This is a genomic window from uncultured Nitrospira sp. (assembly GCA_902500695.1).
Taxonomy (GTDB): domain Bacteria; phylum Nitrospirota; class Nitrospiria; order Nitrospirales; family UBA8639; genus Nitrospira_E.
Genome location: CABVRQ010000006.1, coordinates 37,338 through 56,398 on the forward strand (window position 1 = coordinate 37,338; position 19,061 = coordinate 56,398).

Below are 19,061 nucleotides of genomic sequence, written 5' to 3' on the forward strand. Positions count from 1 at the left end.
GAATTGCCGTTAGTGAAATTTCATGCCATCAAGGGCTCAAAGAAAATCCCGTTTTTCCTGGCGGTATTCATCCATCATCAGAATCAGTAATTCTTCACGATTCAACTGGGCTTCGGGCCCTTTCTTCCGAATGTGTTTCGCCACATCCACTAACTCCACACGATCGGTTTGAGGAAATTGTTTCAGTATGGGAATCAATTCCGGGGATTTCTCACTTCGAGCTATCAATGACTCAGCATGACGATCCCCTTGAAGAATAGCTCCTAAGCGGTCAGGATTGGCCATGCCCACGGCACCTAGAAGAGTCTTCATCCGATGCACGTACGTATGCGTCTCTAACACCCGCTTCCGGGACGATTCAGCCATGGCCATCCGCCTGGCTGGTTCGTGCAAATAGGTTTGTGTGGTTGTGAGGAGCTGATCCGGACTGTTGATCACCGCCATCATCGATTCATCAAAGAGGGCCGGAAGCAAGGTGCGATCATCGACTACTTGAAAAGCTCCACAACTCGCCAACTCAAATGTCCTGGGATTCACCCCATCTCCTTCCGGATCGAATCCCTCTCCCGTGTACGAATGCAAATTAATATTGACCGAGGTGGCATTGAAAATTTTCACACTGGTCGGAGTATCAATACGCGCCCCGCCTCTCTGAAGGACCGCCTCCAAGACCCCCGGGTTGTCCCATTCATTCCCCCATAATTTAAACATCCAATTATGCCCAACCAAAGACGGGAACAGTTCACGCCGATTCCTATAGCCTGCTCCCAAAAAAGACACGTCGGCACCAAATTCCTGGCGTTCTTGAGTAGTTAAGGTCATGGGTTGATGTATGGCCGGGTCAGCGGCTAACGGAAGATACGATACCTGTGATGCTCCGGCTTTCCTAAAAGCCTCCAAACATGGGGCTTGTTGCATCACGAACCAAAAGTCATAACCCGTCACCATCTGCTGCCAATAGGTTAAATGACGAAAATTTTCCACAAACCACATGGCCGTTAACACCTTCTTTCGACGCATTTGCTCCAAAACCGCCATGGTCAACGGCGCTTGAGACAAGGCCAGAACCAGATCCGGTGGATCTTCCGCCACATGAGCCAGACTAATCACCGCCAGCGTTTCACTCATCCGTTGTTGAACCGTGAGCCGCAACCGATGATCACGTATCTTTTCTAAATTCTGATATCCCGCATAATGCGGACTATGATCCACCCAACTCACACGATGCCCAAGGGCTTCCAATGCATTTACCACATAGCGGGCAACGGGCAGCGACCCGCCATAAATGGGACCGACCACCATAATATGAAGTGCCCCGCTTAATTGTTGAGCGAGGCGATCCCGAAGCTGAAGACGAAAATCCTCATAGTGGTCGCGATGAATGGTGGCGGCGGGTTCGTAACTCAGAATTCGCACCCTCTTGGAGCTCTGTGTCACGCGGGCAACCCTATCAGCCATGGAACCCACCACCCACACAACCCGTTCACCCCACCCCTCAAGCGACCGCACGGAGACACAATCCGCAAATTCTGAAAGATTCGGCACCACCACCATAATGACATGATCTTGGGACAACACCCGACGTAAGGCTTCCACGTGGTAGAGCAGTCCCACGCCAAGGACAACAATGGTTTCTCCTGTTTGACAGTCTTTCAGCCGTTCTTCAGCCCAGCGTTCTGCTTCTCGAACGGGATCATATGCACTATGGAGATACCGTGAGTTGACGAGCGCCGTTGGCATTCCAGATTTCGCTGGCTGAATCGACAGCGTTCCTCCTGATACCTGTAAGATCTGAGCGGCAAGAACCGGATCCTGGTAGCGAAGGATACCGATATTCTGTTTCAACACATCCATCTTATCGATCCCTTGTTGATTACTCTGGAAACACAGCGCTCGGTTTTGCTAACGGGAGTATTCCCGACTACTTCGATACTTCCATCCGAAGGTCTTGATTCGCCAACCGAGACAACCCTTCCCAGATATCTTTTCGATAGCGCACATCTTTATCAGGCTGGCCATTCTTGGTATAAAACGCGCCCCATTCATCTCGATGGCTGGCCCAGAGATTCCACTCGGTAGTTGTTGAATTTACCTGTTCTTCTCGCATCAAATGGACCGTTTCCATGACAGGCCAATGGGCAAAAGATGATCCTGTCGTTCTGGTTCCATGATCATCCGGACTCTTAGGAAGTTGCCCACCTTCGTGTTGCCACACATAATGACCAATGCCATAAGGACCCGTTTCATGAACACGGGCCCTGGAGAAATACCAGCCGATCGCCCGTGCACCACACATCGCACCAAGGTGCAATGGTCCCGTATCGGATCCAACCACCCACTGACATCGATTAAGGATCGAAACCAGTTGAGGCAACGAGGTCTTGCCACACCCATTCACCACCCGATTCAGATAGTGGGCAGGAAGGCGATGTTCTAAGGCCAATGCCGCTTCTTGTTCTCCCGCACCCCCGATCAAAAGCAGGTAACTCTGAGGAATGAGCTCAGCACATGCAGCAATCAGGTCCTGCCACACAGAAAGGGGAATTCGCCGATCAGCATCTCCCGCACCAAGAACAATCCCTATGATCGTAGAAGGTTGGCCATTCATCACCCGTTCCAGCTCAAGAGGCAACTGCACCACCGGGGCCTTCACGAATGGAATGTCTAATGGCGGGAGCACCTGACACAACCCACAAAAAGCATCCGCTAAATGCACCCGGTTGCTCCCTCGATCGTGAGCGATCTGACGTAAATAACCTGCCCATGCAGGCAGTGTCGGATTCAATGGTCCCTGTTCTCCAGGGCCGACAACTCGATCACCCAAAACATGGGCAGCAAGAATCCCTCGAGGATGGTTATTCAAATTATAGGCCAGCGAATACGTCGAGAAGGCACACTCGGATAAATGGTGGTTAGCTTGGACAAGAAGTTGCTCACAATCTGTCTGCTTCATCCCAGCTAACTCATGCCATTGTTCCCCCTTCCAGGGGAAAACCCTGTTCACACAAGGGAAAAGTTCCCCGAGCGAAACCAATGGAGAAGGGCAGAGGAGGTCTAGCGCTTGTTCGGGGTAGGCAGACTGCAGAGCAGTCAGAACAGGAAGGGATTGGACCAAATCACCTAGACGAGCCAGTTGAATTAAGAGCGCTCGGGACATAGGCTAACTTGACTAGGCAAGAAGTTCCTCTGTTTAAGTGGCCATCGCATGACGATCAACAGGCCCCTTCCGCAGAAGAACTTCTAAATCGTGTAATCCTTCAAAGTCGGGCTTCAAGAGACTCAACATTTCAAACTGGCGTCTGGCCGAATCCAGTCGACCCGCACGAAAGTCAATTCCAGCCAGCGCAAACCGCCGATCGCAGTCTGCAGGATTTCGATCAATATATCGTGACAGCCGTTGACGTAAATCTCCCCACAGCTCGAGTGCCGTGCCGGACTGGATCAACCCGTTCATCGCGTCGGAATCGTCAGGATGATCATTCACAACCTGATCGAACACTCTCCAAGCTTCGTTAAAGTCTCCCATTCCCATACACGCCATTCCCAATCCAAGGCCGGTTTTTCGAGAGTCTGAGCCACATTGAAGAGCTCGACGAAATGATCTGGCGGCTTCGGCGCATTGCTGAGATTGCATCAACAACACTCCCTGCAACCAATGACCTGAAGAATCGTTGGGATCAGTTCGAAGGAGAGCCTGAACATGTTGAGTCGCCTCCGGGAGATCCTTCATCATGAGAGCGAGTGTTGCCAGCCGTTCCCGTGACTCTCGATCTTCACCAACACTCAGTGTTCGTTTCCAAAACGCCTGTTCCTCATCCAAGATCTGCAACGATTGGCAAAGTTTGGCAGCCCATTTGAGCACTTCGCCATCTTCTGGCCATTCCCGATTCTCGGAAAGTAGGCCACGCAATTCCAAGTCGTTTTGGTTATTCTGAATCTTGGCCGGATCATATCGCTGACTTAGTAAGATCTCTTGTACCCTCTGGACTCGCTTCCAACGTGTGCGCTCCCCATCACTTTGAAAGGGTTCAAGGGACTGTCGAAGCCACCCATCACGAAAATAATACCGGTTAGCATAACCTGCAGGAACCGTATGGAGATCCTCATCGACCACAATGGTAGAAGCCCATCGGTCCATGAGCACTCTGCCATTGTGCCGCTCGGCCTCAGGGTCTTTCCTGCCGGGCGTTTGATGCTCCAAATGATAGAGCACACTTTCCGGTTGGTAGATGACTTTCTTTCCCCGTTTTCCCACTTTGAGACACAGGTCTACATCCTCAAAACCGTTCCGATAGATCTCGTCAAAACCGCCGACCGCATCAAATTCCTCACGGCAGATCAACATACATGCTGCCGTCACGACCTGAAACTCACGGCGAACATTGGCGGCGTGTAAGTCACCTGACGCTCCCCGAAATAGATGATAGGGTGTTGAACAATTTTTGGAAAACACCACTCCGGCATGTTGAATGGTGTCATCGGGATACAGCAGCTTGCTTCCCACAATGGCAACATCGGAATGTTCCTGAACCTCATTCACCAATGCTCGCAACCATCCCGTTTTCGGTATCGTATCGTTATTTAAAAAAACAAGGAACCGCCCTTTTGCGGCGGCTGCCCCCTGATTACAGGCCTTGGCAAAACCATAGTTGTCAGGATTCGTAATAACCTGAATATCACCACTCAACGAAGAGAGGAATGCCTGAGTGCCATCGGTGGACGCATTGTCTACCACAATGACTTCATAGGAACAGCTATCCGTGATCTCTGCCAAATGGGTCAAACACTGCTGTGTCAATTCCACTTTATTCCACACAGGAATAATGATTGAACAATCAAAATGAGGCTTGACCTGGTTACGTGGGGTATAGGTGGGACCCGGTGTAAACTGCACTCTCGATGAAGGCTCCTGGGTTTGGGGTCTAACTTCACGGCCCAGCCAGGCTTGCTCATACTGAGGAAGTACATGTTCAATGAGGCGATGAGTCAAGACCCACTGACGGAGATGATCACCGTCTCTTTCCAAGGCGTCTAAATCGTAAATCCGTTCACGAATTGCATTAATCCAAACTTGGGGTTCATGCGGCAATCGAAGAATCGGTGCCTGTTGATGGGGATAAATGTCCGTTCCGATAACGGGATACCCCAATATGCCATACTGCAAAATCCGAATATCACTCTTGGCTTCATTAAATTCATTGGGAACCAATGGAGATAGCGCCAAATCCAGATTAAGACTGGCTAATTTTTCAGGATACTGCGCCAAGTCCACCATGGAGAACGTTTCACTGATCACTCCCAGGCTACTGGCCGTCCGCGGTGCATCTCCGAGGAACACCCATTCGACCTCACCTTTTAATGCCTCAATAATCGTTTCCAGAATCGCCGTATCCCCTTTATGTACGTTCGCCTGTCCGGCCCATCCAATTCGGGGGCGGGAACCGACTCGACGCTTGGGCATAAACCCTTCCCATTCCTGTGGCACTAAGCAATTGGGAAGAACCGTCGAATGAATTCCGCGTTTCCTCAAATCCGCCTGAATGGGTTCAGTTGAAACGGTCACACAATCCGCCATAGCCATGAGCCGAAACATTTGCTCAATTTTGGGCGGAGGCAAAAACCGAAGATTCGGATTGTCGGCGGGAATTTTCCACAATAAGTCATCACAATCATGAATAAGACGGGTGCCCTGGGACTGGACCTTACTCAGGTCAGCGGCACCCATCAAACATGTGCGCTGAAATACCCATACATGGCCAACCCCCGAAGGGGGGATTATGTCCCCGACAATGATATTGGCATCGCTGACGATCGCCCCTTTTCTCCAGATCCCCTCACCAGCGAGAAGTGGTTGGAGGAGCCGAATATGACCACAGATAGAATCACACCCAATAACGGAAACCATTCGGCCACGTTCTCGAGAAAGAGACTGAGTGTTTTTCAGAGAAACGTTCCTTGGCTTTTCATCAGCCTGAACCTTTTGAGGAGTCGATACGTCAGGCCGGTCCAAGCGTGCCGGGTCTTTACAAAATTCCTTAACAAAGGAAGACGAACAATAAAGCGATTCCCCCCCTGCTTGATAATCTTCAAATTTTTTTTCACAGATATCCCGTACATTCTTTCGCCGGCATTCATCTTTGAACGTCCGATATTCAGCATGCGTATCTTCTTCAACCCCATCGGTGGCCGTTAACGTATCCTCATCAATTCGAGCTGCGCGTCCTGCAGGTAGGTGCAACCCCACTTCTTCGTCTTTCATATAGGCATTCTGCCATCCCTGCAATTGAATTCTCAGCCCATAATCCGCATCCTCCTCACCGTATAACCCATAATCCTCGCACCAAAATCCCAATGTTTGGTGTGTTCTTTTGGGGATGAGAATGCACGCACCTCCCAAGTTTCCCCTCTTTGGACGAAGGGGCATCCCCCCTATTTCCCTGACCGGATAGCTCATCGGTTCAAAATTGTACGCAACAGCTCCCAATTCAGGGATACGATCGATAACCTCCACCATATTGGATAACCACCCAGGCTTTTGGATCACAATATCGTTATCAAGCTTCAGGTAATATTCAGCGTCAGGTTCCTGGCTCCAGGCCAGATTTGAAGCTTTGGCAATCCCAACATTTTCTCGCAACAAAACAAGGTTAGTAATAAATCCCTGTTGATGAAGCTTTTGTAAATATTCTGGCGTGCCATCCATGCTTCCATTGTCGACAACAGTAATGACATGCGGAAAACAAGTATGTTGAATGAGCGCAGTAATGGCCTGCCTCGTAAATTCCAGTCGATTAAAGGTCACCATGCCAATATTGACAATTTTTCCAGGAAATACGGGCTTTTCGTATTGAAGGATTGGCAGAGGCTTCTGAATAGGCACAGGAAAATACGGTCGATTTGCATGAATAATAGCTCGGAATTCTGCCTGGCTAATTTCGGGATTGGAATTAACGACCCCTTTCGGATTTTGCAAATACAAGCCAAGAAATTCCGGGATATGGCGCATTGGATACTGTCGCGCGACACGGCAATGGAAGTCATAATCGGCTGCACAAAGGAATTTTTCGTCAAATAACCCAACGTCTTCGTGAACCTTTTTCCTCCACATGAACAAAGGTCCCATAGGATAGCCGGCCAACATCATATCGGGACTAAAATCGAAACGAATGGAATAGCCCCCTCGAATAAAACGCTTAAAAGTCTGATTCTCGAACTGGGTCATAAATACATCGGCATATACCGTTCCGGCTTCCGGATGCGCTTCAAGTTCACGGGCCATCACTTCCAATGCATCGCTACGCAACCGATCATCTGTGGGTAGTAGAGTAATGTAACTCCCCTTAGCCATACGAACGCCTTGATTTGTTGCCGCGACAGCACTAATTCGCTCAGATGTCCTGACATAAATGATATTCGAAAAACGCTGTTGAAACTCTCGAATAATGTCAATTTCTTGGGTTTCGGAGCCGGTTTCTACGATAATAATTTCCATCCTGTCCGCTATAGTCTGTGCTTCTAAATCTTCCAATACCCCCCGCATAAAACGTTCCGAGTTATAAGCGGCTACAACAACAGAAACGAGCATATCTTTGCATTTCCCCTTTTGTTCATGAGAGCAAACTTTTTCCATAACCAAAGCTTCTCCCTTTTGCCTATCAGGAAGAGTTGGGCGTACTGGTTTATTGAGAAGGATCATCTCCTCTTTCTTTTCTTTTTGATAAAAATCGGCCGGCCTGGAGACATTCATGGAATACTCTCCTCCCTGAAATTCCCAAGGAAATGCCTCTTGAATGGCTTTGGTCTTTCGATATACTAATGAAAATCCGTTCCCCACTTTATCATCTGGATCTTGTTCTTCCACTAGCGTCAGACGACTTCCAAAAATTCGAGAAACAAAGTCTTTCATGGAAGAGGGGGAAAAGACATGATAGTGACAGTACAGAAAGCTTTTACCCTCCGGCTCCGAATCCGGTGTAGCGTGTCTCATATAATCTTGAACCACATGGTCCCATTCGGTAAGCGGTTTTCCCCGATCAGAGGGAGCCGCATCCCGATGAGGGACAACCAAAAAAAGGTATTTCTCAGGTTTCACAATGCGATACCACTCCAGTAAAGTCTTAATGACATCCGGACAATGCTCTATGACGTGAGACGCTAAGATAAAATCTTCTGATTCACTGGGAAGGGGTATCGCACTGGCCTCAGCACATATATCAATCGGAGCAACCTCCCCGGTCAAAGATAATTGTTCTTGAGTATACCCCTCTCCACCCAATCCAACATTTCGCGTTTTCAATCCATAAGGATTGTGGGTAGAAGGCCCGATTTCTAAACCCGAAAGGCCATCAAGCCATTTATGTGCTAAGGGACTTTCAGGAAACGTATACATTATGTGTTCTCGTGAACCAATATTTCACAGTGACAAGGACATGCCAATTCCGAGAGAATTACTTCAATATGAGGATTTTGGAGTTGGTCGGAATACATTACCTCAATTTCTTTACCATCAAGATTTCCACTTTAATTTTCATTTTAATAACTTAAGGACATGGCCCGGAAATACAAACTGGAATTAATTTCCCGGGAAAAGCAATTTTCCATGCCCAATATTTTTTAACTTGATCAAAGGGATCGTAGGGATCGACTTCATATTCATACAAGTCGTTATTTTCACAAAACGGAACAACTTGAATGGGCATTTTCAGGTCATACTTGACGATTGATTCAGCTAAGGCTACCGGACTTGGCACCAAATCGAGAGGATTTTCAATCGCTTCTTCTAAAGTCAAATAAGGTTTTCTTTTGGGAGTACCTCGAAGTTTAATGCTTTCAGGTTTGGCCTCATAAATAAACTCTTTCCAAGAATCACTCACCTGTTGAATATCTTCATTGGACAAGGCAAGAGCCATTGCCTCAGCATTCTCTTCAACATGCTTACAGGTGGCTGCCTTTACAATTGGAAAAACTCTCTTAAATGAGAGAATCCATGCCAAAACGATCTGAGAAGGAGTAGCTCGATATCTTTCTGCCAAGGCTCTAATGAGGTTCGCTTGAAGTTCGGTCCCAACCATTCTTCCCTTGTTTAAGGGACTATACCCCAGGATGGCTCCCTTAAATGAACTGAAGTTCAAAAATTCACTCCCCAGTCTTTTGGCTTGCAAATTAAATTCTATTTCATTTGAGGAAAATGGTATATGAGGAATGGATTGCTCAAGCGCACAGAATTCCTGTGGAGAAAAATTACAAATTCCAAAAAATCGGATTACTCCACGTGCCCGATATTTCTCCAAAACCTCAAAAACTTTTTCTAAATTCACGCGTGGATTGGGCCAGTGAATTTGGTAAAGGTCTACCCACTGGGTTTGAAGGTTTTCCAGGCTTGTTTCTAAGGCTAAACTAATGTCTTGCGAATCCATTTTTTCATGTGGGTAAAATTTAGTAGCAAGAAAACATTTCTCCCGAATCCCTTTTAAGGCAATTCCAACAACTTCTTCTGAAAACCCATTTCCGTATAAACTGGCTGTATCAACAAAAGTCATCCCTAGGTCAATCCCCAATCTTAGAGCTTTAATTCTTTCCTGAATATATTCATTGAGGAACTGGTGCTTCGTCCCCATCCCTGTCGTACCCTGGCCTATAGATCCAACGCTGACTCCTGTCTCCCCGAATGGTTTACATTGCATCTAAAATTTCATCCCATCAAGAATTTTCTGACAGTAATAATCTGGCCAAATTACATCTGGCTTACCAAGGAACGCTTGCTCTAAACAGCGTGGGCTGTTCTTAACCGTTCTTTTGCCCCGTGGCTTTCCCGATACCATACGAGGGTTTTATTTAGGCCCATGGCCAGACTGGTTTGAGCAGTAAAATTAAGCATGACTTTGGCTTTACTCACATCAATCAAACGAATAGGAATCATAGAAGGTTTGGTTGGGTTGATGACCACATTTGCATGCTGGAATTGGTCAATTTCTAGAAGGGTCGTTAGGACATCCCGCACACGACGCCCATTCCCATATCCAATATTGACCGGATCGAACTGATCTAACGTGGCCATGGCCAACATTACGGCATCAACAAAATCATCTACATAAATTAGATCTCTCACATCTTCACCTGTTCCCCAAACTTCCAGAGGATCCTGGCGCTCAATAACTTTCCGGGTGAGTGCCGCTGTAACATGGGACCGTTCGAAATCGAATTTGTCGTACGGCCCATAGACATTGGAGGGCCTCACAACCACCGTGTTCATCGGATCCTTAATTTTTTCAGAATAGATTCGGCACAGGACCTCCCCATACCGTTTCATCCACCCCACGCTGAAGTAGGCCTCATACGGATCCCCGACAAACATTTCCTCCTCTGAGACAGGCCGATCTCCACTGGGTGGATAGGCTGCACTACTACTGATAAAAAGAAATTTCTTTATCTTTGCCTGATAGGACGCTTCCAACATCTGGGCGTTCATCACCACATTCGGTGTCACATGAGCTAAGGGCTGTGTCGCCATGACCGCCGCGCCTGAGGTATTCGCTGCACACATAAAGACATAGTCCATGCCCTCTACGACCCGTCGACAATCTTCCATGTTGGTCAGATCCGCTTGGACATATTCCAGGCGCTGATGCTCAAATTGCGGGCTACGTGTATGCAACGTCCCACGCACGTGACTCCCCTCTTCGACTAACCGCTTAGCAATATTGGTCCCCAAAAATCCTCCCGCACCCGTGACCAACACCTTGCTACCCTTAAACATGAGCCACTCCTTCATCCCTTTGAGAAACAATCGGCTGTTTCACCGGCCACCAGATTCCCAAAGTCGGATCATTCCAAGGCACGGTAAATTGCCCATCACGGTTATAATTGGTTGTTTGCTTGTAGTGGAAGATGGCCTGGTTGGACAACACCAGATGTGCATTTCCAAACTTGGGTGGGATCAAGACTTGTCGTCGATTATGATCTGATAGCGTAAATGATTCCCACTGTTGATACTGTGGAGACATGGGATCCCAATTGACTACTACCAAATAAAACTTTCCCCACAAACATGACACCAGCTTCCAGGTCTCTTGGTCTCCATGAATGCCTCGCAACACATGTCTGCTGGACACGGAGATGTCGTCCTGCACAAAATTCATGTCAATTCCCGCTTGCCGATACACATCTTCGTTAAAGGTTTCAACATAGGTCCCCCGAAAATCTTCAAAAATCGTCGGTGGAATCACAAGTCTCACACCTTCCAAGCGGCAGGAAGAGACTTGTAATTTAGGAGGCGGAGAAATAGTTTTGCCGTTTAAGGTATTCATCATGATGCTTCACGTACCAATCCCATGTGTGCTGTAAACCTTCCTGAAGATTCACTTGTGGTTCGTACCCGAGAAAATTCCTAGCCAATGAAATATCCATCACTCGACGTGGAAACCCGCTGGGTTTTGTGCTGTCAAATTGAGCCCGGAACGGCACAACTGATTGAAGGGCTTCCACCAATTCTTTGATTGTATAGCCTATGCCACTGCCTAAATTGACATACCGCCCGCCCGTTCCATGGTACAAAGCCAGAATTACTCCATCAGCCACATCCCCACTATAGGCAAAATCCCGAATGGCAGTGCCATCTCCCCAAATGACCACGGGATCCTCCTTTGAAAATATTCGTCGCATAAGGGTGGGAATCACCATGGCATTGGCAGGATCGAAATTATCCCCAGGCCCGTACACATTGCAGGGGCGCACGACAGCGTAATGCTTCAAACCGTACTGTATTTGGTAGGCGCGAACTTGCAATTCAGCCATTCGTTTGGCCCAGCCAGGGAACATATCCATTGGTGGCCCATCATCCTCCCCTTCCTGCTCCTTGAAAATTTCCGCACTCGGGTAAGCTCCGATTGATGAAGTATAGACAACTCGATCAACATTGTTCAGTCGACAGGCCTCCAACATATTGGTATTCATCATCAACAAAGGGACAAGAAAACTTGCCGGTTTGGATTTCGTGACTTCAATAGAACCTTTGATTCCGGCCACATGAAAGACACAATCCATATCTTTCACGATACGTTGGCAAAATCCAAAGTCGCACAAATCGCCTTTCACATATTCCACCTTGTCCTCAACCTGGAGCTCATCAAGAGACACACTTCGAACGGCGGCCCCAGCCTCTACCAGCCGGCTCACAATTTTCCGTCCGATCAACCCGCTTCCTCCAGTCACCACAATATTTTTTCCCGTAAAGAACTGCATAATGGAAGCGGCAATCATGTCTCTACGTATTTGTTCAGTTATTGTTTGAGTCACGAGCACACTCCTTAGAGGGTACTGGCCCCTTATTCGAACACCACATATGAAACCCGTGAGGCAAAAGGAAATCGTTGAATTTTCAAATGATTCAATCCAAAAACTTCCATAAGAGCAAGGGTTTCCCCTGGAGAATCCGGATCATTCAATTCATCAAACCCCAGAATGGTACCTTTGGTCATTCGAGGACGAAGAAGCTCGAGACATTTGACCGTTGGTTCGTACAAATCCAAATCAAAATACGCCATAGCCACGATGGTTTCCGGGCATCTAGCCAGATATTGAGGCAACTCCTCCACCACATCTCCTACGCACAATTCATGTTTTTTAATGTGGTTTAATGGATTGAGTGTTTCATGTAAACTGAGTAACTTTCGAAGGGTTTCTTCGTAGTGAGGCGAGACGGCTAATTGTCCGTTCACCATCATATTGGATTGGCCATCTTTTTCATGGATCGAAGGAAAACCGGAAAACGTATCGAATCCCACAATTTTTCGATGCCGGTTAAATGGTTCATAGATCCCTCGCAATGCGGAAAACAAGGCAAGATTTTGACCCCACCGTACTCCAAATTCCATGACGACGCCCTGGACAGCGATGATCTGACGATACAAGAAGTCCATGAATAAGAGACGAGCTAAATGCTTTGATTCAAGAAATAGTCCAAGATTGGATAACAATTGGTCAGACGGAAGAGAATTTTGGAATAGCAAGTCACCCATCTGTTGCCGAGCCGCCTGCTCATTCGCATTCGCATACGATTTAATCTGTAATTGTTCTGCGTTCACCATCACATCTGCTCCTCTACTGGCTTCCAGATCACCATAGAATACCCATCATGATATAGAGAGCCAAAAGTTCTGATCGTTCCAAGAATTTCCAGCCGGCCTTCCTGTTCAAATGCCTTCAAGGTTCCAAGCAATCCTTGCAAATATTTTCTTTTCTCCAGATACTTTGCCGCGACGTAATCAAACAAGACGCTCTGATCGTAAAGCTCGTAGAGGGTTTCCACGTGTATGCAAATAGAAAGGGGTTGACTGAGGAGATAATTCACAAACGCATGGTATTGACAGCCCAGTTGCTCCATGGCGCCAACGGTAAACACCCCGCTCTGTGGGTACAAGCTAAACGTTTCATCAGGCTCCAACATGTTAAATTCACGACCAACGACATTAAATCCATGCGCTTCTCTCAACAGGCGAAGAATCGCCTGAGAGGATTGTGACCAATCCAACCCATACAAGGGACGGCCCGGAAACAAGCGAGCCGCATCCACTAAATTATGTCCGGTCCCACAACCAAACTCGTAAATGTGGTCAACGGCATGGAACCATCTTTTGAACATCCAGTGACGCAGAATTTCGACAATGCTGGTTTCAAATTGACAGGAAACAGGTCTGACGTACTCTCCTTTTAATCTGATGACTTCCTGAGGTCGAACAAATTTGGGGACCAACGCGCCCAAATTATATCCTGTGCGCTGAAAGTCACTTAAATTTTCTGCCCATCCATCTTCCCAACGCTGCTTTCGATGTGTCCCTGCAACTTCCAGATCCTGGTCAAGAGTTTTCAACACTCGAAGCAAGACTTGGTCACGAGAAGCTCCCTGTAGGATGTCGTAACGCAAATCATATCGTCCTAACAATTCGCGACATTCGGGGAAGAGCGTTCCAGGCGCTTCCCCAAATATCGTCTCAAAATCTTCTTGCCGAAGTTTCTCCTGATGCGCGTGAATCGGCTGGAGTGGAAAAGTGGCAATCATAATTCCCTTAAAATCTGTCAGGAGAAATCTTCAATCAACGCTGGTAGGGGCTTTTCGAACCCGTGTGCAATGACCCATGCCCAATACCGGATTCGGCCTTCCAGAAGCTCAAAGCGGTCATGAGAAGATGTAGCTGGGCGAAGACGTACCGGTTTCAAAAAATCCCCTGTGGTAATTTGTTGTGCTAATTCCTGCGGGCTAGGAACGAAATTCATGGCATTTTTGAGAGCGTCCTCAAGGGTTCGGTAGACCGAACGTCCAGAGTCATCAGCAACGTGTATAGACCTAGGAGAAATCTCCAGAAAATGTCCGGTACATTGCGCTTCAAGATACCGGACGTCCTCGTTTATTAGATCAAAATCTATACTTTCCGCGTTTTCCTTCATTCTTTGACAATTCGTCGTATTCGGAATCACCACCACGGGCAGATGGCCAGTCAACCACCGCAAAACAATTTGAGCTGGAGTTTTATAATATTTATTCGCTATTTCCTGAAGAACAGCATACTGCTTTCGATTCGCGACAAAACGTCCACAATGAAGAGGACTATAGGCGATAATGCTGATTCCCTCTTCTTCCCCATATTGGAGGAATTCCCGCTCGATACTTCGATCGAACAAGTTATATTCCATTTGCACAGAGGCCAAAAGCTTTGGGGTTAACTGTTGATGTATTTGTTGAGTATCTTTGAATGAAAAATTGCAAATTCCCACATATCGGACCAAACCCTCCTGTACCATTTCCTCTAGACCCACCAGGGTGTCCGAGATGGGGATTTTGGGATTAGGCCAGTGGATTTGGAGAAGATCAATCCGATCTGTTTGCAGACGCCTGAGACTTCTCTCAACCGAACCTTTTATTCCTTTTATAGATAAGTTCTCAGGAGAAACCTTGGTCGCCAACACCACACGATGGCGAATCCCCTTCACGGCCTTACCAATGACCACTTCAGACTCTCCAGCACCATACACAGGTGCCGTATCAATAAAGTTCATGCCCATATCAATTCCGGCCCGAATCGTGGATTCTAGCTCCCGATGTACCTCCCGGTTTGCCAGGGAATGATGAATCCCGGTCCCTTGACCGATGGCTGATATTTCTATGTCAGATTGGCCTAATTTTTTAAGGAGCATAGCGCTAGCCCATGATTACAGCTGTATTTTCCAGTCTTGCAAATCATCCACCGAGACATTACTTGCCCGGCACACCCGGGTTCCCGTTTTAACTTCAGCCAACAGTAAATTTTTCATCTGATTTCTGATGCCATTTAACTGATGAGCCCTTTTCAACCATTGATCGTATCGCTTGGGTTCGGCCTTCATACCCTCTTTACACATCCAGATTTCGTAATTGATTTGCGCAAGCACAATAATTAACCGGACGTTCCGCCCTGACAATTTGATCTGATATCGATCAGCCCATCCATCAATATCATCTTCCAGATCAGCGATTTCGGTTCTGACAGATGTCCGGATTGATTCATGGAACGCCTCCTTTAGTTGATCAACGGTCAATCGATCGACCAGATCTCCCAACCCTGGCACAAATCGTGGATTTGAAAGTCCATCAGTTTTCCGCTTCCGGTTTTTAGGCGCTAAGGAGGTTTTTCCGCTCATGAGCGAGTTCCCGATTCTGGATATACCAGTGAATAGTTTGGCGAATCCCCTCTTGGAGAGGGGTTTTTGGAAAAAATCCAATCGTGGCTTCTGCCCGTTCCATCGACAGCAACCGGACAGGATCACCGGCTGGCTTTGAAGGATCCCACTCAATGGCGCTGGAAGCCCCGCATTCAGTCACAATGATTTCAGCTAACTGTCTGATCGTCGTCGGAACGCCACTTCCCAAATTAATGGGAAAACAGGGCGGAGCCTGTTCCATGGCCAGCAACAACCCGTCAACAACATCCTGAACAAAAATAAAATCGCGAATGACCGATCCATCTCCCCAAATACGAACTGGGCATTCCCCATCCAACACCCTTCGAATGAGGGCCGGGATCACCTGTCCAGTAGCCGGGTTAAAATCATCAAAGGGACCGTACACATTGGAAGGTCTGACCACCCGCACGGCATCCCAATTGTATTCGTGCAGGTACGTTTCGGCTTCAAGCTCTCCGATCCTTTTCGCAATCCCGGCGTACCGGTCATTTTGCTTCGGAAGACCATTCCAGACATTGTCCTCCAAATGAAGAGCCGCCGGAGGATACGCACAAATACTACTCACAAAAAGGTATCGGGACACTCCTTCTCGATAGGCTGCTTCTAACAAATTGGATTGGTATCGAAGCATCGGCACAAAATAACTGGCTGCTCTTTTCACCCCGATACCGACCGATCCTTTAATTCCGACCAAATTAAAAACATACTCTTGCCCTTCAACAGCTTTTTTACATGTATTATTGCAAGTCAGATCGCCTCTAAAAAACGCAATTGAAGAACCCAACAATGCTCTCGCATAACTTTCCTGTTCCAAAGAAACCACGGTCACCTGCGCCCCCAATGCCAACAAGGCTCGAACAAGGGGAATACCAATCATCCCCGTTCCACCGGAGACCAGAATCCGTTTTCCAAAATAGATGGAGGAATTCGTCTTCGTCATAAACACCCTTACTTAAATTGAGAGAAGAAAAATCAGACGGTCGCGGGGAACAGAGCCATCTGCCTAAACGTGTTCTTCAAGCTTTCCTTTTCAAGACCGTACTGCCCATACGCCCAGGTCCGACTCGCCGAGCCAAACAGCATTTCATCACCCAATGAAAGGCCGCGGAAAGGAATAACATGTCCCCGCTCACTCAACAGTCGCCCGACCAAGCTTCCAATTCCCCCGGTCCGACCATGTTCTTCCACCGTCACAATGGCATGGGCGTTTCGACACGCTTCCCAAAGTCTGGACTCGTTGCACGGATTCATTCGATATAAATCCACAATGGCAACTTCGATCCCTTCCTCCAGCAATTGATTCGCCGCTTCTCGTACCCTGGCAAGCATGATCCCGTTGGTCACCACACAGAGGGATTCACCCTGTTGAATCGTCTCGAGCCCTAAACTGAAATCATGTTCATCGGGAGCGTATATCGGCTCATATGGGTCCTTATCGATCCGGATATAGGCAGGGGCGCCACTCTGATATGCCCGCTCCACCATAGCCTTGATGGCGACACCATCTGCAGGCAGATAAATCGTCATCCCTGATAGGGTTTGGAGGAGAGCACAATCATGTGTCGCATGATGAGTGGGTCCATCTACCCCATACGACAAGCCGGGCCCCATTCCGAGAAGGATGACCGGGGCCTTTAATGCACACACGTCTAATTTCAACTGTTCATAACACCGCGTGGTGATATGTGAGGCTATCCCATAAACAAAGACCACATGACCGGAAAGTGCCAATCCGGCCGCCACGCTCATCATATTTTGCTCACTAATGCCCACATTGAGAACTTGCCGAGGATACGATTCTTGAATCTGACTTAATCCCATGGCTCCCATATCATTGGTTAGGACAATCGTCCGGGGATTGTTGGCCACAATCTGAAACACACTGTCAAAGACCGCATCACGAAAATCATGAGCCATGAGCCATCTCCATCGTGACCGCAGAACCTGAGGAGGACCTTGCATCCATCAGCTGCCGAATGGCCTCTTCCACTTCTGCACCCTTTGGAATCCGGTGATGCCAATCGACTGAGGCCTCCATAAATGAGACTCCCTTTCCCTTCATCGTTTGAGCCACAACCATCAGAGGTTTCAGGGAAGTTCTTTGACGAAAATTTCGAAATACCATGTCTAATTCCTCAAATGAATGCCCATTGATGGACACGACCTCCCATCCAAAAGCCTCCCATTTGCTGGCAAAGGGCTCCAGGGCCATATTGTTTTCGGTATAGTTGGTCGCACCTAAACCATTCCGATCAATGATCGCGACCAGGTTGTGAAGTTGGTGATGGCTCGCAAACATTGCCGCTTCCCATACCGATCCCTCCTGACATTCCCCATCCCCCATGACCGTCACAACTTTCCATGGGCCTGACTGAAGCTTGGCTCCCAAGGCCAATCCAGCACTCAGGCCTAACCCATGGCCAAGTGATCCCGAAATCGCCTCCACACCTGGAATATTCGTATCGGGGTGACCAGCTAAGAGACTCCCTGGGCCGCAAAAATTGTCTAACTCTGTTTTGGGTAAAAACCCCAAATCCGCTAACATCGCGTACAAGGTCAAACATCCATGTCCCTTACTCAGAATGAATCGATCCCGGTCTTCCCATGTTGGATTATGAGGCCGAACGTTGAGATGCCCTCCATAAAACAATGCCACCCCAATTTCCACCCAGGAAAATGCTGGAGGAACATGGCCTTTCCCGGCTTTCAACGCGGTCCTGAGAATATGGAGTCTCAGTTCTGCGGCTTTGTCTTGTAGAGCCTGAACATTCATGTCACACCACCAACCGCGAACCAAGTTGCCATTCAGCAAGACTGAAAAGGGATAATGCTGGAATATGCTCAAAACCTCCCGAGGTCACGAGGGCTTTAAATTCCGGTGGTGACAACAGAAGGACGTCTTGGTCCGGAACGTTGGGAGTATGGGGAGGCACCTGGCAATCTTGAGCCATAAATAAATAATCTCTGGCACTGTACCGATTCATCATGATATGTCCGCTCCCTAACAACCGAAGAGTTCCGGCCCGATACCCCGTTTCTTCATGTAATTCCCGAACTGCGGCCTCTTCTGGAGTTTCACCCTCCTCAATACTCCCGGCAGGAAATTCAAGGGTGCTCCTTCGTAAGGCAGGTCGAAATTGACGAATGAGAATAATTTCTTCGTTTCTTGTGATGGCTAGCACTAAAACGCCGTCTGAGCTCTCAATGCGGTAAAAGGGTTGTCGGTCCAAGTCAGAAAGCTCATTCCAGGTTTCTTCATGTACACGAAACCACGGACACTCGAAGGTCTCCTTGGTCCTCCCCATTCGGGGATAACCGGATGTCAGAAATGACATGTCGTCACCCTC

Annotated in this window: 15 protein-coding genes; all 15 read right to left on the minus strand. The window is 47.9% G+C overall.

Features of this window, described 5'->3' with window-relative positions:
• Positions 1–36 precede the first annotated feature (36 nt).
• A complete protein-coding gene (locus AAH187_RS02575; protein WP_342346865.1) occupies positions 37–1,854 on the minus strand; it encodes a glycosyltransferase in 1,818 nt (605 codons plus the stop codon).
• Between the two features lie 67 nt (positions 1,855–1,921).
• Positions 1,922–3,157 (minus strand): glycosyltransferase family 9 protein, encoded by a 1,236-nt coding sequence (locus AAH187_RS02580; RefSeq protein ID WP_342346866.1) that lies wholly within the window; start codon positions 3,155–3,157, stop codon positions 1,922–1,924.
• A 33-nt stretch (positions 3,158–3,190) separates the two neighbouring features.
• Entirely contained in the window at positions 3,191–8,389 is a 5,199-nt protein-coding gene (locus AAH187_RS02585; RefSeq protein WP_342346867.1) for a glycosyltransferase, read from the minus strand.
• A gap of 151 nt (positions 8,390–8,540) precedes the next feature.
• The gene (locus tag AAH187_RS02590; protein ID WP_342346868.1) at positions 8,541–9,683 is read right to left on the minus strand and encodes an aldo/keto reductase; all 1,143 of its coding nucleotides are present in this window, start codon (positions 9,681–9,683) and stop codon (positions 8,541–8,543) included.
• 80 nt (positions 9,684–9,763) lie between these two features.
• Entirely contained in the window at positions 9,764–10,756 is a 993-nt protein-coding gene (locus tag AAH187_RS02595; RefSeq protein WP_342346869.1) for an NAD-dependent epimerase/dehydratase family protein, read from the minus strand.
• Positions 10,749–11,309 carry a dTDP-4-dehydrorhamnose 3,5-epimerase gene (rfbC, locus tag AAH187_RS02600; RefSeq protein WP_342346870.1) on the minus strand — a complete coding sequence of 187 codons (561 nt, stop codon included), beginning with the start codon at positions 11,307–11,309 and terminating at the stop codon, positions 10,749–10,751. The genes AAH187_RS02595 and rfbC overlap by 8 nt, the downstream gene beginning before the upstream one ends.
• Positions 11,266–12,294: an NAD(P)-dependent oxidoreductase gene (locus AAH187_RS02605; protein ID WP_342346871.1), complete on the minus strand. Its 1,029-nt coding sequence runs from the start codon at positions 12,292–12,294 to the stop codon at positions 11,266–11,268. The genes rfbC and AAH187_RS02605 overlap by 44 nt, the downstream gene beginning before the upstream one ends.
• A gap of 29 nt (positions 12,295–12,323) precedes the next feature.
• Positions 12,324–13,085, minus strand: a complete 762-nt coding sequence (locus AAH187_RS02610) for a hypothetical protein (protein ID WP_342346872.1) — start codon at positions 13,083–13,085, stop codon at positions 12,324–12,326.
• Entirely contained in the window at positions 13,085–14,056 is a 972-nt protein-coding gene (locus tag AAH187_RS02615) for a class I SAM-dependent methyltransferase (protein WP_342346873.1), read from the minus strand. Before AAH187_RS02615 ends, AAH187_RS02610 begins: the two co-directional genes overlap by 1 nt.
• Positions 14,057–14,073: 17 nt before the next feature.
• Positions 14,074–15,189 (minus strand): aldo/keto reductase, encoded by a 1,116-nt coding sequence (locus tag AAH187_RS02620; RefSeq protein ID WP_342346874.1) that lies wholly within the window; start codon positions 15,187–15,189, stop codon positions 14,074–14,076.
• Between the two features lie 15 nt (positions 15,190–15,204).
• Entirely contained in the window at positions 15,205–15,672 is a 468-nt protein-coding gene (locus AAH187_RS02625; RefSeq protein ID WP_342346875.1) for a hypothetical protein, read from the minus strand.
• On the minus strand, positions 15,644–16,654 hold the full coding sequence (locus AAH187_RS02630) for an NAD-dependent epimerase/dehydratase family protein (protein ID WP_342346876.1): 1,011 nt from the start codon (positions 16,652–16,654) through the stop codon (positions 15,644–15,646). Before AAH187_RS02630 ends, AAH187_RS02625 begins: the two co-directional genes overlap by 29 nt.
• A gap of 32 nt (positions 16,655–16,686) precedes the next feature.
• Positions 16,687–17,631: a transketolase C-terminal domain-containing protein gene (locus tag AAH187_RS02635; protein ID WP_342346877.1), complete on the minus strand. Its 945-nt coding sequence runs from the start codon at positions 17,629–17,631 to the stop codon at positions 16,687–16,689.
• A complete protein-coding gene (locus AAH187_RS02640; protein ID WP_342346878.1) occupies positions 17,621–18,487 on the minus strand; it encodes a transketolase in 867 nt (288 codons plus the stop codon). Before AAH187_RS02640 ends, AAH187_RS02635 begins: the two co-directional genes overlap by 11 nt.
• A 1-nt stretch (position 18,488) precedes the next feature.
• A complete protein-coding gene (locus AAH187_RS02645) occupies positions 18,489–19,049 on the minus strand; it encodes an NUDIX hydrolase (RefSeq protein WP_342346879.1) in 561 nt (186 codons plus the stop codon).
• Between the last annotated feature and the right edge of the window lie 12 nt (positions 19,050–19,061).

What these genes read in the sequence shown, in the direction of transcription:
- AAH187_RS02575 (WP_342346865.1), bottom strand. Translation starts at nt 1,854, where the DNA reads ATGGATGTGTTGAAACAGAATATCGGTATCCTTCGCTACCAGGATCCG.
- AAH187_RS02580 (WP_342346866.1), bottom strand. Translation starts at nt 3,157, where the DNA reads ATGTCCCGAGCGCTCTTAATTCAACTGGCTCGTCTAGGTGATTTGGTC.
- AAH187_RS02585 (WP_342346867.1), bottom strand. Translation starts at nt 8,389, where the DNA reads ATGTATACGTTTCCTGAAAGTCCCTTAGCACATAAATGGCTTGATGGC.
- AAH187_RS02590 (WP_342346868.1), bottom strand. Translation starts at nt 9,683, where the DNA reads ATGCAATGTAAACCATTCGGGGAGACAGGAGTCAGCGTTGGATCTATA.
- AAH187_RS02595 (WP_342346869.1), bottom strand. Translation starts at nt 10,756, where the DNA reads ATGTTTAAGGGTAGCAAGGTGTTGGTCACGGGTGCGGGAGGATTTTTG.
- rfbC (WP_342346870.1), bottom strand. Translation starts at nt 11,309, where the DNA reads ATGATGAATACCTTAAACGGCAAAACTATTTCTCCGCCTCCTAAATTA.
- AAH187_RS02610 (WP_342346872.1), bottom strand. Translation starts at nt 13,085, where the DNA reads ATGGTGAACGCAGAACAATTACAGATTAAATCGTATGCGAATGCGAAT.
- AAH187_RS02615 (WP_342346873.1), bottom strand. Translation starts at nt 14,056, where the DNA reads ATGATTGCCACTTTTCCACTCCAGCCGATTCACGCGCATCAGGAGAAA.
- AAH187_RS02620 (WP_342346874.1), bottom strand. Translation starts at nt 15,189, where the DNA reads ATGCTCCTTAAAAAATTAGGCCAATCTGACATAGAAATATCAGCCATC.
- AAH187_RS02625 (WP_342346875.1), bottom strand. Translation starts at nt 15,672, where the DNA reads ATGAGCGGAAAAACCTCCTTAGCGCCTAAAAACCGGAAGCGGAAAACT.
- AAH187_RS02630 (WP_342346876.1), bottom strand. Translation starts at nt 16,654, where the DNA reads ATGACGAAGACGAATTCCTCCATCTATTTTGGAAAACGGATTCTGGTC.
- AAH187_RS02635 (WP_342346877.1), bottom strand. Translation starts at nt 17,631, where the DNA reads ATGGCTCATGATTTTCGTGATGCGGTCTTTGACAGTGTGTTTCAGATT.
- AAH187_RS02640 (WP_342346878.1), bottom strand. Translation starts at nt 18,487, where the DNA reads ATGAATGTTCAGGCTCTACAAGACAAAGCCGCAGAACTGAGACTCCAT.
- AAH187_RS02645 (WP_342346879.1), bottom strand. Translation starts at nt 19,049, where the DNA reads ATGTCATTTCTGACATCCGGTTATCCCCGAATGGGGAGGACCAAGGAG.